Source organism: Hominifimenecus sp. rT4P-3, assembly GCF_051055405.1.
Classification (GTDB): Bacteria; Bacillota; Clostridia; order Lachnospirales; family Lachnospiraceae; genus Pseudolachnospira.
Map to the genome: position 1 here is coordinate 2880015 of NZ_CP167068.1, position 16195 is coordinate 2896209.

At 48.0% G+C, this 16195-nt stretch carries 13 protein-coding genes; all 13 read right to left on the reverse strand.

The annotated features are described in order from the left end of the window. Positions 1 to 78 precede the first annotated feature (78 nt). The 13 genes from ACCC71_RS13235 to nikB all read right to left on the reverse strand — a co-directional run bounded on the left by ACCC71_RS13235 (position 79) and on the right by nikB (position 16072). A complete protein-coding gene (locus ACCC71_RS13235; RefSeq protein WP_434310092.1) occupies positions 79 to 1149 on the reverse strand; it encodes a TRAP transporter substrate-binding protein in 1071 nt (356 codons plus the stop codon). 17 nt (positions 1150 to 1166) lie between these two features. After that, the gene (locus ACCC71_RS13240; protein ID WP_434310093.1) at positions 1167 to 3452 is read right to left on the reverse strand and encodes a helix-turn-helix domain-containing protein; all 2286 of its coding nucleotides are present in this window, start codon (positions 3450 to 3452) and stop codon (positions 1167 to 1169) included. A 151-nt stretch (positions 3453 to 3603) separates the two neighbouring features. Beyond that, positions 3604 to 5115 (reverse strand): carboxylesterase/lipase family protein, encoded by a 1512-nt coding sequence (locus ACCC71_RS13245; protein ID WP_434310094.1) that lies wholly within the window; start codon positions 5113 to 5115, stop codon positions 3604 to 3606. Then, positions 5036 to 6325, reverse strand: coding sequence for an MFS transporter (locus ACCC71_RS13250; RefSeq protein WP_434310095.1), 1290 nt, complete (start codon positions 6323 to 6325; stop codon positions 5036 to 5038). The genes ACCC71_RS13245 and ACCC71_RS13250 overlap by 80 nt, the downstream gene beginning before the upstream one ends. A gap of 117 nt (positions 6326 to 6442) precedes the next feature. Beyond that, positions 6443 to 7549 (reverse strand): TRAP transporter substrate-binding protein, encoded by a 1107-nt coding sequence (locus ACCC71_RS13255; RefSeq protein ID WP_434310096.1) that lies wholly within the window; start codon positions 7547 to 7549, stop codon positions 6443 to 6445. A gap of 25 nt (positions 7550 to 7574) precedes the next feature. Further along, a complete protein-coding gene (locus ACCC71_RS13260) occupies positions 7575 to 8864 on the reverse strand; it encodes a TRAP transporter large permease (protein WP_434311862.1) in 1290 nt (429 codons plus the stop codon). Then, on the reverse strand, positions 8858 to 9358 hold the full coding sequence (locus ACCC71_RS13265) for a TRAP transporter small permease (protein ID WP_434310097.1): 501 nt from the start codon (positions 9356 to 9358) through the stop codon (positions 8858 to 8860). The genes ACCC71_RS13260 and ACCC71_RS13265 overlap by 7 nt, the downstream gene beginning before the upstream one ends. 247 nt (positions 9359 to 9605) lie before the next feature. Continuing rightward, the gene (locus ACCC71_RS13270; RefSeq protein WP_434310098.1) at positions 9606 to 10556 is read right to left on the reverse strand and encodes an MBL fold metallo-hydrolase; all 951 of its coding nucleotides are present in this window, start codon (positions 10554 to 10556) and stop codon (positions 9606 to 9608) included. Between the two features lie 14 nt (positions 10557 to 10570). Next, on the reverse strand, positions 10571 to 12214 hold the full coding sequence (locus ACCC71_RS13275; protein WP_434310099.1) for an ABC transporter substrate-binding protein: 1644 nt from the start codon (positions 12212 to 12214) through the stop codon (positions 10571 to 10573). 11 nt (positions 12215 to 12225) lie between these two features. Beyond that, positions 12226 to 13176: an ABC transporter ATP-binding protein gene (locus ACCC71_RS13280; protein WP_434310100.1), complete on the reverse strand. Its 951-nt coding sequence runs from the start codon at positions 13174 to 13176 to the stop codon at positions 12226 to 12228. Between the two features lie 3 nt (positions 13177 to 13179). Continuing rightward, positions 13180 to 14187 (reverse strand): ABC transporter ATP-binding protein, encoded by a 1008-nt coding sequence (locus ACCC71_RS13285; protein ID WP_434310101.1) that lies wholly within the window; start codon positions 14185 to 14187, stop codon positions 13180 to 13182. Between the two features lie 10 nt (positions 14188 to 14197). Beyond that, positions 14198 to 15091: an ABC transporter permease gene (locus ACCC71_RS13290; RefSeq protein ID WP_434310102.1), complete on the reverse strand. Its 894-nt coding sequence runs from the start codon at positions 15089 to 15091 to the stop codon at positions 14198 to 14200. A gap of 3 nt (positions 15092 to 15094) precedes the next feature. Beyond that, complete coding sequence (gene nikB, locus ACCC71_RS13295; protein ID WP_434310103.1) at positions 15095 to 16072, reverse strand: nickel ABC transporter permease; 978 nt, start codon at positions 16070 to 16072, stop codon at positions 15095 to 15097. Positions 16073 to 16195 lie beyond the last annotated feature (123 nt).

The following is a 16195-nucleotide window of genomic DNA, read 5'->3' on the forward strand; positions in this document are numbered from 1 at the left end:
ATTTTGCTTTCTGCAAGGCAGTTGAACGATGCGTACAGGGCGTACGCTGAGTGAAACTAACGATGCAGAAAGCAAAATTTACTCTGTCCTGGCCGTGCGTGCCCTTGTCAATTGAAGGTAACTATCCGCCAGAGACAAATAGAGTTCTACCTCCGTTTCTCCGATCTGTGTTTTGATGTAATCCACAACCGCCTGCCGGCCAGCCAATAATTCCTTTTGAAACGCCTCGTCCGGCGTTAGCAATGTCATCCCTTTTGTCTCAGTCAGCCATTGCCTTAACTCTCCTACGATCTTTGGCGTCTGCTCCGTCACCTCTGAAATATAACGCTGAATTTCCGCCTTCAGCATCTCCTGATGCTCCGCCGTCATCTGGTTCCACTGTTCTTGGTTCATCACATACACATAAACGGTCGGCAAATGCCCTGTTTCCACAATGTAATCCTGAACTTCATACAGACGCTTGCTTTTTGCCACTACATAGGGGTTTTCCTGAGCATCTACCGTTCCATTGTAAAGAGCCATATAAAGTTCATGAAAATCAATGGGAACCGGCTCCGCGCCCAAAGACTCCCATAAAATCCGGTGACAAATATTGTCCTGGATTCGAATCTTTAATCCCTGTAGATCCTCCACCGAGTAGATCGGGCGATTGGAAGTCAGATATCGATAATCATGAGCGCTAATTCCCAAGAGAACAAGCCCCTTTTCCGCGTAGAGAGGCTCCAGGAAGCGCATCCCCGATTCATTGAGAAAGTTCTGGTATGTCTCAGAATCCGGAAACAGCCAAGGAATATCCAGCAGAGAAGCTCCCGGAACCACTGTGGTTTGTCCGCTTGGAGACATCATAGTAACAGATATCGTTCCATTTTGAACCGCTCGAATCAGCTGTGCGTCTTCCCCCATAATCCCATTTTCATAGAGGCTCACGTCAAACAAACCGCTTGCATTCAAATCGTCCAAACAGCTTTGAAATACCTTCCCATATGGCGCATCTGAGAAGTTCCCGGCAGTCGCAATGGATAAATAAACCGGACATTCCGTCTGAATCTCCTCCATAAAAGTAGGTTCTATGATCTCTACTTTTCTCTTGGCTGTACATCCGCTCAGACAAAGTCCAACCAAAATCAAAGACATCCACCAATATTTCATCCCTCTCCTCCCTCGTATTATAAAGTAGTAACGTTAGTCCCTTTCTGTATCTCACGATACTGATTCGGAGCCATTCCTGTAAATTTTTTAAACACCCGGTAAAACGTCTGATTGGAATGAAAACCGCACCGAAAACCAATTTCCGACGCAGAAAGCGCAGATGCGCTTAACATTTGCTTCGCCATATCCACACGGTATTGATTTAAATAAGAAATAAAGGTTGTCTCCGTCACCTCCACAAATAAAGTGCTTAGATAGGAAGCGGAAATGCCGGCAACATTGCTGATTTCCGACAGGGACAGGTCACAGTCGTTAAAATGCTCTTGGATGTACGCTTTGGCCACATCCACATAGCGGTATCGCCTTTTCCGGTTCTCCGTAACAACCATATGGGCCATATCCGTGCAGAAACCGCGATAACATCTGGCAAATTCATCGGTATCCTCCGGAATCTGCCCCACCGTCAGGCCATTTTCTACCTGCAATCGTTGAATATTCTCCACCGGTACATGAAGCTCTAACAGTGCATCCGTAATTGCCTCAAAAAGGATCTGCTTCCATGCTTGCCTCTCTTTTTCATCCGCATGTTTCATCTGGGCAACGATGCAATCCGCCTTATCCGTCGCAGCAGCAGCATCTCCCTCCAGAGCAAATGCCAGCATCTGTTTCGTATTTTCCTGTACATATTTTCTGATCATCTGATGTTCCGCTTCGCCAGTCTCTGATACCTCCCCGTCCAAATATTGTTGAAATAAGACCTTTTCTCTCGTCTCCAGCCAAAGATTTCTCAGTTCTCGAATATCCATACTGATCGGACTAGCGGACAAAATAGCCTCAAAAGGTTGGTCTTGTACCAACTGTTTGATTTGCTCCATAATCGTAACCACGATTTTTCTAATATAAGGAGACGCGGCTTCTTCTGAAAAGCAGCAGACAATCATAAAATTTGTATTGCTGAAAGCCACGGGACAAAGCGTCAGGTTCTCATAGTGCATCTGCCATACCAAATTAATCAGATTATGATTGTGCAGCGTATTTTCAAAGATCTGCGGCCGTTCTGGATTTAGATACCGATATCCTCCGCAGATGACGACATATCGCCCGTGAAGCAGTGATTCGGCGCCAATCTCTTTCAGAGCCTCTTCAATATAGTTTTCATCTCCATATTTTCCCAACACATATTTTCGAATGACTTGCTCTAAAATGTCCCGCGACATCACCTGAAGGAACAAGTTCATCCGTTCCCGGCTCTCATTGGTCTCTTTTAGCTGATTCGAAAACACTTCCGTCTCCGAATATAGTTCCAGATCGCTTCTTTTTTCTATCGCATTCTTTAACAATACCCGAATTGGCGCATACACTCTTTTGGAAATCAACCATGAGAGAAACACGCAAAATGCGGCGGACAATATGGCAACCGGAAGCAAAACCACCAACTGAGAAAACCAGCCCGTCGGATTTTGCTTTTGTGGAATCATAAAATAACTCCACCGCAAATGTTCCCCTTGCAAATAATAAGCCGTTGTCGCCCCGCTCGTCAGATCCGCCTGCTCCAATTGCTCCACATAAATGATGTTCTGAATTTCATCCGGGAGTTCACCGTAATCGACCTCTGTCCCTAAAATAGGCGATTTGTCTTCATCATAAACGCAGATCTCTATATTTTCCAAATTGGATTTTAAAATATCTTCCAGCTCCCTTTGGTTCAATTCCAAAAGACAGCTACCCACGTAATACGGCGTCTTCATGTCAATCACAAGATATATTTTTTGGTTCCAGGTCATCACCTGCCAGTTTCCTTTTTGGTTACTAGGATGTTTCTCTGGGTGCGCCCTCTCCAAATGCCGTTCGTACACGCTGACTTCCGTACTATATTCCCAAGGCATATAATAATGATCCGAATGATAAAGAATTCCCGATCGGTCAGAGATGAAAAAAATTTTTTCCAACATCGAATTTGCCGCCTGCTGGCTGGCCAAGTTCTTTACGATCCGCTGTGATACTTCATCATTTACCGCGTCCGGATTAATCAGAGCCATCACAAAATCGTCCGTCCAAAGAGTTTGCTCCATGGACGCCGCCAGATAATCCATCATCCGCTCTAAGCTCTCACTTTTATCCTGCAGCCCAAGCGCACGAATACGGTGGAGGCTTGTATTTTTTTCTCCGCTGATGGCTGTATTGGCATAAAATAAAAAGAAAGCAAGCATAACGATAGAAAGCAGACATAAACTGCCAAAAATCTGAAAATACAATTTTTGAGTATGTATCAATCGTCGAAACGCTTCCATCCTTTGTCTCATATTTTCACTCTCTCCGCTTTTTTCTTATCCTATCACACTTTATCCTCGGTTTCTACCATTCCCAACTGCGTATTCCTTGTCAAAGAAAAACAGATGCGCGAAAAGCCTGGCGTCATTCGGCGCCAAGCTTATCGAGCTTTGGAAATCAAACTTATCCTTTCAAATTGTAATCCACCAAGAAACCAACTTTTGTATTTGGTTCCATCTTTTTCATCTCACAGGCCTCGCCGATGATTAACGTTTTCTGTGTTTCCTTTATGTAAGGCTCCCAACTTTTCTTACCTGCGCCGTTCGGATCCCCGGTTTTGATAAAGTTTGCCCAATAATCTGCCAGCTGATTGGACAAATCATAATCATGCCCGGTATATGGCCTTAAAGAGCGCACCAGTGTCTGGAACACATAGTGGTGCTCCACGGAATGGTGTGCGCCTGTTTCTTCCGCCCCCGGAGGCACATAGGTAAAGTAATACATGAACGCGGGTTTTCTGCCCAATTTATTTTGGTTTTCGCACCAGGCAATGGATGCTGCCAACATTCCATCTCCGACGGGATCTTCAAAATGCTTGCGGCACTTTTCAGGGCTCTCCGATTGGATCGCGGTCAAAAACTCATCCGCCCTGGAACCATAACTTTTTGCCATTTGCAAAAGCGTATCAGAAGAAGGCAGCGCCGCATCCTTGTGGCGCATCTCATCTGCGGTGGAACCGATCATCGTATCCTTTACCGTGTGCTTTCCTTGAAGGAAATATTCCTCCGGAAGCATCGGATTCACATAGCCGTCCACCGCGGGTGCAAAAGGAATTCCAATCCCAATATACGACTTAAACTCTTGATACTTTTCAACAAGGAAATCCGCCGGCAGTTTTCTGGCCTCCGCAACATTGTTCGCTCCCACAAACTTCAAGAATTCCTGTCCGCGCCTTTTCGCTTCCTGCATCGTCGGATTCAAGGCTCCTTTTCGGGCCAGCCCTCCGCCGCTTTGCATAATCGCACGCTGAAACAACCCATCTGTTAAAGGAGAGGCACACAAATTCATCACGCTGAACCCTCCGGCCGACTGACCGAAAATGGTGATCTGTTCCGGATCGCCTCCGAATGCAGCAATATTTCGCTTTACCCATTCCAGACCGGCCACCTGATCCATCGTTCCATAATTTCCAGTACTGCCATGAGCGTCCTCCTGCGCCAGCTCATCTAAGGCCAGGAAACCAAACACATTCAGCCGGTAAGCAATGCTGACAAAGACAATTCCTCTTTTGGCAAACCCCTCCCCATCATAGGCATTTAAATAGCTGTAGCCAGTTTCAAAGCCGCCGCCATGAAAATAAACCGCTACCGGAAGATTTTCTTCCGCCGACTTTGCCGGAGTCCAAATATTTAAATACAAGCAATCTTCACTGCGCGGAAATTCCACAACGTAAAACTCCCTTGCAGCCAGCGTATTTCCACCTTCTGAGGCAAACCGCGGCTGCATCGCAATAGGTGCAAACCGGTACGCCGGGTAAATGCCTTCCCACGGCTCCGCCGGTTCCGGCGCTCGGAAACGAAGATCGCCCACCGGAGCTTTGGCAAAGGGAATTCCTTTAAACAGACTGACCATCTGATTGCCTGCCGGCAATCCTTCTACCAGACCGTTCTCGGTCTTTGCTTGTAACAGTGCCATAATTTTCCTCCTTAAATAGTAGATAATATGTAAATAAACACAGCATTCCTCCTACAAATCCCACGAAAAATACTGGTCGGTAACTTTCAAAATAATCCACTGTGCGCCCCAAAAGAGAGACGCTGACTGCATTGGCTAAACTCTGACAAGCCATAAGCCACGAATATATTTTGCTGTAATTTTCTCCCCAAAAGCACATCCTCGTCAGAGTCGGAGCCGACACGGATATCATTGAATTGTAAAATCCAACAGCAAAACTGGCCGTACACAAAAGAACGATCCATCTGCTTCCAGAAAGAAAAAGAACAAAGGATGCCGCCGCCAATATCATCAGGATTCCATTGCCTTTTTTTATCCCAAGACGGTCATTGAGAAATCCCAACAGGATTTTTCCAATCGAATTTCCCAATAAGGCAGCAGTCGCACATGCGCCGGCCATTTGCAAAGTGCCCCCTAGATGCAACGCATAGCTTGCCATATATTGAGAAATCACGCTCCCGACTCCAAACGTCCCCATCATAATTGCCATCAGCCAAAAGGGCCTGGAATGCAGAATTTCCTTGGCGGTCAGCGTACACTTTGACGATATCATTTCGGCAGCATGACTTTTACTCCCATAAGGTAAAAGTCCTTTTTTCTCCGGCTCCATCGTCACGCCAAACAGCAAGGCAAAAAGAGACGCCAGGAGGCAAAAAATGCCGCAAAAAATGGATGCCAGCCGCCACCCGGCAAAATCCATTAACCAAGAAATTCCGTAATTAATTATCGCTCCAGAAAATCCGGTACACGCAGTTGCAATCCCCAGAGCCATTCCCCGTTTTTCTTCAAACCAATTTTGAATTACAATCGGAATAAACAGAAAAAACATAGGTATGCTAACTCCCCGCATCACTCCAATCAGATACCAAAGCGCCATGCCCTGGGATAATGCAGGCACAATCCAGGATACACCATAAAGAACAACCGCTATGGTCATCAAAGTTTTTCCAGAAATCTTCTGTATTAAATTTCCATAGACCGGCGACGCTGCTACCGACAAAATCCCCTGTACCGTAACGTACATCGTAAATGTTCCCAAAGGAATCTCTAAGCTTTGGCTTACCGGCGTATAAAACATAGACGCACAAAGAGCGGCTCCTAAGGTTCCCGCCTGAATCAAACAGCAGCAAACCAAAACCTTCCAGGCAGGATGTATCTTTTTCCTTCTCATACCATCTTTTTTCCTTTATAAATAGAGGCCGGCACCGAAATGCCGGCCCTTTCTAAATTCTACTTTGCCGATTTGTCACTGCCAGTCAGGCTCTATACTCCCTGCCATCCTGGTAAGCTACTGCTGAACGCCGGCATTCTTCAGATAAGCGTCTACCAGCTCATCACCCAAATCCGTACGCAGCATATCCCATACTGGCTCCGCCGCGGTAGTCATCGCAGCCCGGATATCATCCGTACACTCCAAAACCGTAAGTCCATCGCCAATTGCTTCAAATGTAGCGGCATTGGTTGCCTCTAAATTTGTCCATGCGTAATTGCTCACATCTTCCAGGAAATCAGACAGGATTGCCTTGTACGCATCCGGAAGAGACGCATAATAGTCCTTATTCATCATGTAGCAGCTGACATTGGAAAATGCCGGGATATCCATAAAGTAATCCTGAACCTCATGGAACTTCATAGCATAAACTGCCTGAATCGGATTATCCTGCGCGTCCACTAATCCCTGCTGCAGGCCAAGATACAGCTCCGAAAATGCCAGAGGGGTCGGGTTAGAGCCTAAATTTTTCCAAAAGGCCATATGATAGGAGTTCTCCAGCGTACGAATATTCATACCCTTAAAATCTTCCGGAGTTTTGATTTCCGTATTCGTCGTCAGAGATCTCATCGTACCGCCGCTCAGATACAAAATCTCCATATTTTTCTGATTGGTGATCGCGTTCATGGTATCTTTAAACTGAGGGATCTTTTCATAAGCGTCCTCATCGGATGCATAAACCATCGGCATATCGAAGATAGCCATCTCCGGTACATAGGAAACCATAGCGGAAGAAGAAAGCAGAATCATAGGAATATTTCCGGCCATGCAGTTTTCTACCAGTTCCGAATCTGCTCCCAGCGTCCCATCAAAAGCAACCTTAATATTCAGCTTGTCTCCGGTCTGCTCTCTGATTTCCGCTGCTTTCTCCGTGATATACTTACTTACATCCAGAGCGGAAGACTGAGAAGAGGCAAAGGTAATCTGCATTTCCGGCAGATCCGCAAAATCTGCTCCGCCAGCAGCTTCTGTTCCTGCGGCAGCCTCCGTCCCTGCAGCCGCTGCCGTCGTCCCTGCGGCTGCAGTTGTGTCTGCGCCTGTCGTGGTCTTCGAGTCTCCGCCGCAGGCAGCCAGGGAAGCCACCATCAGGGCGCTCATCATCATTGCTACAAACTTCTTTTTCATAAAAATTCCTCCTTTAGATTTTCTATTAGACCAATGCCATACTGAGTGCTGGGATAAAGGTAATCATCAGCAACGCAATACAGTAGGTTCCAATCAATGGTAATGCTTTCTTTCCTATTACCATAGCGTCCTCATGGATAATGGGGGCAGCCACAAATAGGTTCATGCCAAAGGGCGGGGTCACAAAACCGACCGCCAGGTTACAGGTAAGAATGATGCCAAGATGTACTGGGTCAATCCCTAAGCTAACCGCAAAAGGCAGCAGCATCGGACCAAGAATCATCACGGCGGGCCCTACGTCGATCACCATTCCCATAATAAACAGGATAATGTTCAAAATGAGCAGGAAAACTACTTTGTTTCCAACCGTACCGGACAAGAACTCCGAAATAGCAATCGGCGCATCGATAATGACCATCAGCTTTACAAAACCCTGAGCCAACGCCATCATAGCTGCCAAAGGCCCATAAGACTTTACCCCGCTCCGGAAGAAACCGATCAGGTCTTTTGCTCGGATGGATTTGTAAATAAACAGGCAGACAAAAATGGAATAAAACACGGACACGCAGGCAGCTTCGGTCGGAGTTACAATTCCACTGTAGATTCCGCCCAAAATAATAACCGGAGTCAATAGCGCCCAGAATCCATCCTTTAGTACATGGAAAACCCCCTTTTTCCTCAATTCCCGATAATTTTTCTCAATACGGGCACGATCCTCGCCCTTGATACGGCAATACGCTACCGTATAGATCATCAATGCCGCGGCAATCAAACAGCCAGGGATGATGCCGGCGATAAATAAATTTCCAACAGAGGTATCCGTAACCATCGCATAGGCAATATAAGGAATACTGGGAGGAATGATAACGCCCAATCCGGCAGCCGTGGCGACCAAAGAGGCGGAAAACAGCTTCTCATATCCCAGATTCATCAAAAACGGGATACACATGGTACCAACGGCGGCGCAGGTGGCCGGACCGGAACCGGAGATCGCGCCATAGAATAGGCAGGTCACGACAACCGCGCAGGGCATTCCTCCAGGTATCTTTCCAATAAATACAGCAAAAACATCGAATAGTTTTTTGGACAAACCGCCCGTCGCCATAATCGCTCCGGAAAGCATAAACAGAGGAATCGCTAAAATCGGCGTACTGTCCACGCCTTTAATCATACTGCGGACAACGAACTGCAGATCCGCCATAAAGTTTGGGTCCATCAATGTCGGAGTAATTGTGGCAAAGCCCATAGCAAAGCAGATGGGAACCGACAATGCCAGCAAGACAAAAAATACGCCAAATACAAACAAAGTCATGATAGCTCTACCCCCTTCTCCTTCTTACGCAGCGACAGGAAATATTTGACCAAATCTTGAATTCCACGCGCTGTTCCAAGAACAAATCCAATCGGTGCAATTCCGTAAAGGATCCACATCGGAAGCTTCATTGCCGGACTTGCCTGGTGAATCTCCGCCGCATTCTTTGCAACCTGAAAGGCTGGTTCGATCATGATCGCGCAAAATGCGATACTCATGACACGGGCGAATACCTCCAGTCCGATTCCGATCACTTTTGGCACTCGCTTTACCAGCATATCCACACGCAGCATACAATTGGTTCGGAAGCAATAACCTAAGGAAATAAAAGCAGACGCTACAAAACAGTAACGGCAAAATTCCTCCGGCCATACCAATGGAGCTTGAAAGAAATATCGAAGAACTACCTGCAGCATCATAACAACGGTCAAACTGATCAGTAAGATGACGCAGATTCCTTCCTCCAGGTATTGCTCCAGCCACTTTAAAACTTTCACAAAATCCCCTCCTTCTTTTCACGTTTTGTTTTGCCAAGTGGTGCTTGGGTTCATCATAAACGAAAAAAGACCCCCGGAAAATTCTCCATTTTTCAGGGGGTTGGAGGTTCTTTGAGTTTTAGGAAAAAGTGAGAAGGATTGAAAAAATTGAGAAAAGGGGCAGACGGATATTTCCGTGCTGCCCCCTTTCCTGTTTTCGTTCTATGGGAAATCTCGTTGGAATTTCCCATGAAAAACTTCTTGATTCTTATGCTTCCGGCAAAGCCATGTCTTCGGGAATACCGCCGAAGAGATATGGAACCGCTTTATCCCGGTACACAAAGAAGTAACTCTTTTCGTACATTTTCTTTATCTCTTCCGGAGAAAGCTTCAGGAATTCCTGATAACGGTCGCGAAGCTCCTGAAGATATCGATGCCATTCCGTTGGATCGATGAACGCGTCTTTTTCCCCTTTTTTTACACGCTCCCACTTTTCATAGGTATCATTGTGGAATGGATGATTTCCTAGCATGACGTCCACTTTCTCATCCCATACCTTATCAATGGACTGTGCAAAAACCTTTCTCATGTCCACCGTCAGCCCGCATTCCTTTAACCGGTCTTCGCTGAGAGTGACAAAGCCTGCACCACCGTAGATTCCCACGTGATACGTCTTCCCATCCTCTTCGGTCTCCCAAAAGTGAGACATTACGCCGATCGTATGTCCCGGCGTCAGCACACAGCGGATCTTAGTATTTCCAAGTTCCAGCACGTCGCCGTCTTTTAAGAGGATATCGGGCGTGAAATTTTCATTAAAACGGCCTCCTCCCAGATTCATCCTCTCAAAGCGTTCCGGATGCTCCGCCATATCCGCCGCGTCTACCTCTCCCATTAAGGTCTTCGCCCCCGTCAGATGAACCAGGGCACGGACCGCTCCATAGTGATCCATATGCGCATGAGACACCAGAATATATTTGATCTGTCTGGGATCAAATCCCAGCCGCCAAATATTATCCAGCAAATATGCCAGTTCCGGTAGACACGGGGTGTCCAGCAGGATCAAGCCGTCACCGGTATCGATCAGATGGGAACTGCACCAGGTATTTCCTACAAAATACACATTTCCTACAATGTGAAATGGCTCCTCCGCCATCAGGTAGGAACGGCGCATCAGCTCCGGCGGCGGCGACATGTTGCCAAAACGATTAAAATTACTCATTCGAGATTCCTCTCTTACTCAAAAAATGTTTTATTTGTGATTCTCAAAATGTCTCCGCTAAAGGTTACATTCTGTAGGGACTCCGTAGCCAATACATAGGCCTGGATCGAATTGACTGGAATCCAGATCAGATTGTCGGTAAAAATCTTTTGCCCTTCCTTGCAGAGAGCCAGCCTCTCGGTATCGTCATAGCAGGCTCGAATCTTCCCTAAACACTCGGCGTACTCCTTGGCGCCCTCTTTCTCTACCGTATAGAACAGATAGTTGGTTCCACCGATTCCGCTGAATTCTGGATTGGAATCCCGCCACAGGCAGGACAGATGATCGCCGCTGCGCCCTACGTTGTCCAGCAGGAACAAATCAAAGCCCTCTCCGGACGCCATGATTTCTTTCTGCTTTGCCAGCTCCATGGTATCCACCTTCAGATCGATTCCCACCTGGGACAAAGATGCCTGCAGCAGCTCCACCAGGGCCTGATGATAGGTTCTGGCATCGGTCAGAATGGTACAGGAAAAGCCGTCCGGATAACCCGCTTCCGCCAGACAAGCTTTCGCCGCTTCCAAATCATAGGCATATGGATAATTGTCCGCCAGGGTCTCGTCAAATCCCCAAATACCAGCGGCCACGCTGCTGTAGGCCGGAACGCCGACACCAGGCGAAATGATATTGGCCCAGGATTCCCGATCGATACAGTGAGCGATAGCTTCCCGCACCTTCTTATTGCTCATATATTCAGAGTTGTGATTGAAGTTCACGTTATTGTTCCGAAGAATCAAGGTCGGTTCGGTAATCGCTTTCACTCCGCCAACTTCCCCATTTAGAACACGCGCCACATCGCTGCCGTCCGGATTGATCATGATATCGGCTCCGCCGGTCTCCACTTCGATCAGCGCCTGAGAAACCTCCGATATGGTACGGATCTTGACGGTTTCCAATAACGGCGCACCGTCCCAGTAATCGTCAAATCGTTCCAGGGTCATCACGTCTCCGACTACCCAATCCGTCAGCTTAAAGGGACCTGTGCCAACCGGCTCATATTGATACTGGTCGCCCATCTCCTGGTATGCCTTCTTATTGACGATAAATAACTCCCCAAAATAACTAAGCTGCCCGGAATTGTCCTCTTTCAGGGGAATCACTACGGTCTTCTCATCCGGCGTAGTGATGTTCTCCACGTCGCAGGCTGTATAGTTGGAAGCCTTTCCGCCGGTCGAATTCGCCATCTCCTGGATAGAGAAAACCACGTCGTCCACCGTCAATGCTTCGCCATTATGGAACGTCACGCCGTCCCGGATATGGAAAGTGATTTTTTCCTGATCTACCTCCCAGGATTCGGCAAGAGCCGGCAACACTTCTCCCTTGGTATCGACGGACACCAGTCCTTCAAAGATGAGATACTGCACCATACTTGCTCCGATGCTCACCGAGTTATAAGGGTGAACGTTGCCGGGTTCGCCAGACGTATTGGCGATAATCAGCGTATCCTTGCTGCTCTCGCCCGTTGCCTCCACACTGACGTTTCCCGCGGTGGCGCCTCCAGCCGCGCCGCTTCCTTCCGTCCCTGGCGCCTGCGCTGTACCGGATTCTCCGCCGGAGCATCCGGCCGCCGTCAGCAGCATAACCGTCGACATCATTACTGCTATCCATCTTTTCTTCATCTTTCTCCTCCTTATAGATTCTTATTTTCCGCAAAGTGGCAGGCCACGAAATGATTAGGAGCCATTTCCTTCAGCTCCGGCTGCTTCTCGAAGCACTCCGGCTTTGCAAAATTGCACCTTGCTGCAAATCGACATCCTGGTTTGGGATTGATTGGCGAGGACAATTCCCCTTTTAAAAGAATCCGTTTCTGCTGATGATCGACATCAGGAATGGGAATTGCTGACAAAAGCGCCTGTGTATAGGGATGCGCCGGCCGTTTAAACAGTTCCGCCGCCGGGCTCTTTTCTACCAGCTGACCCAGATACATCACGCAGATATCGTGGGACACATACTTTACTACGGATAGGTCATGGGTGATAAACATGTAGGTCAGCCCCATTTCTTTCTGCAAATCCAGCAGCAGGTTAATAATCTGCGCTTGAATGGAGACATCCAGTGCGGAGACCGGTTCGTCGCAGACAATAAATTTGGGATTCAGCACCAAGGCACGCGCCACGCCAATCCTTTGGCGGCGTCCGCCGTCCAATTCATGGGGGTAGCTGTTCACCAGCCGCTGAGCCAGACCGACGATATCCATCATCTCCTTGACTTTTCGGTCGATCTGAGTCTTCGGAACAAGCTTTGTAATCAAAAGCGGTTCCCGAATTGTTTCACTGACCGTCATACGGGGATTCAGGGAAGAAAACGGATCTTGAAAGATAATCTGCATCCTTCGCTGCAATTCTTTCAGTTTCTTTTTACTGACGTTCGTGATATCCTCCCCTTCAAAGAAGATCTTCCCTCCCGTGCTATCTAATAAGTGGAGAATCACTCTGCCTAGCGTTGATTTTCCGCAACCGGATTCCCCCACTACTCCCAGGGTTTTTCCTTTATCAATGGAAAAGCTGACGCCGTCCACCGCGTGGAGGGTTCCGCCGGGAGTCTGAAAATACTTTTTCAGGTCTTGGACTTCCAATAGCATTTCTCACTCCTCCTTTCCCAGAATCGGGCAACGGCAGCAGCGAACCAAATGGCCCTCTCCCATATCGCGCAGAGGAACCGGTTCCTTCACACAAGCCTCCGTCTGATAAGGACACCGCTCGGCAAAATGGCACCAAGCCGGCAGGCTGGTCGGGTCAGGCATCATGCCGCTGATCGGCTTTAAACGCCGCTCGTCAAAAGAAAGCTCATCCGCCGCGCTCATATCCGGCAAGGAACCAAACAATCCCAACGTATAGGGATGCAGTGTGTTTTTAAAAACCTGCCGGGTGGTTCCCCATTCCACAATCTGCCCGGCATAGACGACCGCGACCCGATCGCACATCTCTGCCACAATACCCAGATCATGGGTAATCATAATCACAGACATTTCCATCTCACGTTTCAGCTGATTCATCATATCCAGAATCTGAGCCTGAATGGTCACGTCAAGGGCCGTCGTCGGTTCGTCCGCAATGAGAAGCTCCGGATTACACGCCAAGGCAATCGCGATGACTACCCGCTGTTTCATGCCTCCGGAAAACTGGTGCGGATAATCCGAGTAGCGTTCTCCCGGAATTCCCACTAACTCCAACGTCTTTTTGGCCACCTTTTCCGCTTCTTTTTGATGAAGGTTTTGATGGAGGATTACGGATTCAGCAATTTGTTCCCCCACCGTATGTACCGGATTCAATGCGGTCATCGGATCCTGAAAAATCATAGAAATGTGATCCCCTCGGATTTTCTGCATCTCCGGAATGCTTTCCTTCAGCAGATCTTTTCCCTTCCACAAGATTTCGCCCCGCACAATCCGCCCTGGCGGGTCGGAAATCAGGCGCAAAATGGAGAGAGCTACCGTCGTCTTTCCCGCTCCGGTCTCTCCGACCACCCCCACGGTTTCTCCTTTATTTACTGTAAGGTCAATGCCGTTTACCGCCTGAACAACACCGTCTCCGGTCCGGTACTCTACCGCCAGATCCCGAATTTCCAATAAAGCGTTCTTTTTCGTATTCATCCGCTCCCTCCTAATCTTTCAGGCGGGGATCCAGCGCATCCCTTAAGCCGTCGCCAAACAGATTGAATCCATATACTGTAATCATAATTGCCAAACCAGGGAACAGCGTCAGCCACCAGTTATAGCGGATCAACGAGCGTCCGGCCGACAGCATGGCCCCCCATTCCGGCGTCGGCGGCTGCACGCCAAGGCCGACAAAGCTTAGACCGGCCGCGCCCAAAATCGAAGAAGCAATCTTTAGACTATACTGAACAATCAAGGGAGCCAGAATGTTTGGCAGAATGTGTTTAAAGATAATCCGGCCGTTTCCTGCGCTGATTGCTTTTACCGCCTCCACGTACTCCTGATCGCGGACCGACAGCACCGACGCTCTTGTGATCCGGGCAAATTCCCCAATGCCTCCGATGGAGATAGCAACGATCGTATTGACCAGACCAGTGCCCATCATAGCAGAAATTGAAATTGCCAGCAGCATATGAGGGACGGAAAGGATGATATCGATCAGCCGCATCAGGACATTGTCCAAGGCGCCTCCAAAATAGCCAGCCACCGCTCCGATACATCCGCCGGCCAGAGTGGACAGAGTAACCGCCGCAAAACCAACCAGTAAGGAAGTTCTTGCCCCGTAAATCACGCGGCTTAGGATACAGCGGCCAAATTTATCCGTACCGAACGGATACCTGGCGCAAGGCCCCAGCAAGCTGTCTGCCAAATGCTGCTCTTCATAGGGATACGGCGCGATGACATCCGCAAAAACTGCCACCAAAATCATAAGAATGACAAGAGCTAATCCGAACATAGCCAGCTTATTTTTCTTTACCCGGCTGATGGCGGAAACCCACTGGCTCTTCTTTTTCAATTCTACCGTAGGAGCTGTCAAAACGCTGCTTTGTACTGAGCCCATCGTCTATGCCTCCTTTCCTTCCAGCTTTTCGTTTCGCTTCTTTCCGCCTGCCTTTGCATACTGCGTTTTAATTCTGGGATCCGCATAGGCATAAAGGATATCTACCAACAGATTTACCACGCTAAATACGACGGCGGTAAATAAAACTCCCCCCTGAATTACGGGGTAGTCGCGGCTGGAGATAGAATCTACCAAGTATTTCCCCAATCCCGGTATAGAAAAAATCGTTTCCGTTACCATTGCCCCACCAAGTTGGGAGCCGATCTGCAGGCCGATTACGGTAATCAGAGGAATCATACAGTTGCTCAGCGCATGATGAATCACAACCGCTTTCTCTCTCACTCCTTTAGCCCGCGCCGTCCGAATATAATCCTGGCGGATAATCTCCAGCATGGTAGAACGGGTCATCCGCATCACCATCGCCGAGGTATTCAGCCCTACGGTTACCGCCGGGAGAATCCAATATTTGGGACCGTAGAACCCGGTGGCTGGAAGCCATCCCAATTTTAAGGAAAAAAATTGGGCCAAGAGAAGTCCAAGCCAAAAAGCCGGCATAGAAACTCCGAACAATCCGATAAACGTAGCCACCTTATCCATCCAGGAATTTTGTTTGACCGCCGCAATAATTCCCGTCGGCACGCCGATGATCACCGTAACGATAATCCCGCAGAACGCTAAAAGAATGGTGGTCGGAAAACGGTTCAGGATTTCTGACATTACGTCTCTTCCACTGACGTAAGAAGTTCCTAGGCTCCCATGAAAGATCAAATCTTTCATATACCGGCCGTACTGAACGACCAGATTGTCATTCAGCCCCAGTTCTTCCCGCAGTGCTGCAATTTCCTCCGGGGACGCCGTGTCCCCCAGCATACTGCGGGCCGGATCTCCCGGCGTTAAATGGAGCATCAGGAATACCAAAATTGTAATTCCCAACAAAACCGGAATCAACATCAGCACTCTTTTTGCGATGTACTTATGCATATTTTACCTCCCCAAATTATTTTATTCTATTTTATAATTTCCCATTATATAAAAATATTTCTACCCCCCCCCCATTTATTTTTGTATTTATCTTAAAGTATAAGTATTTTATCAGTTTAATCA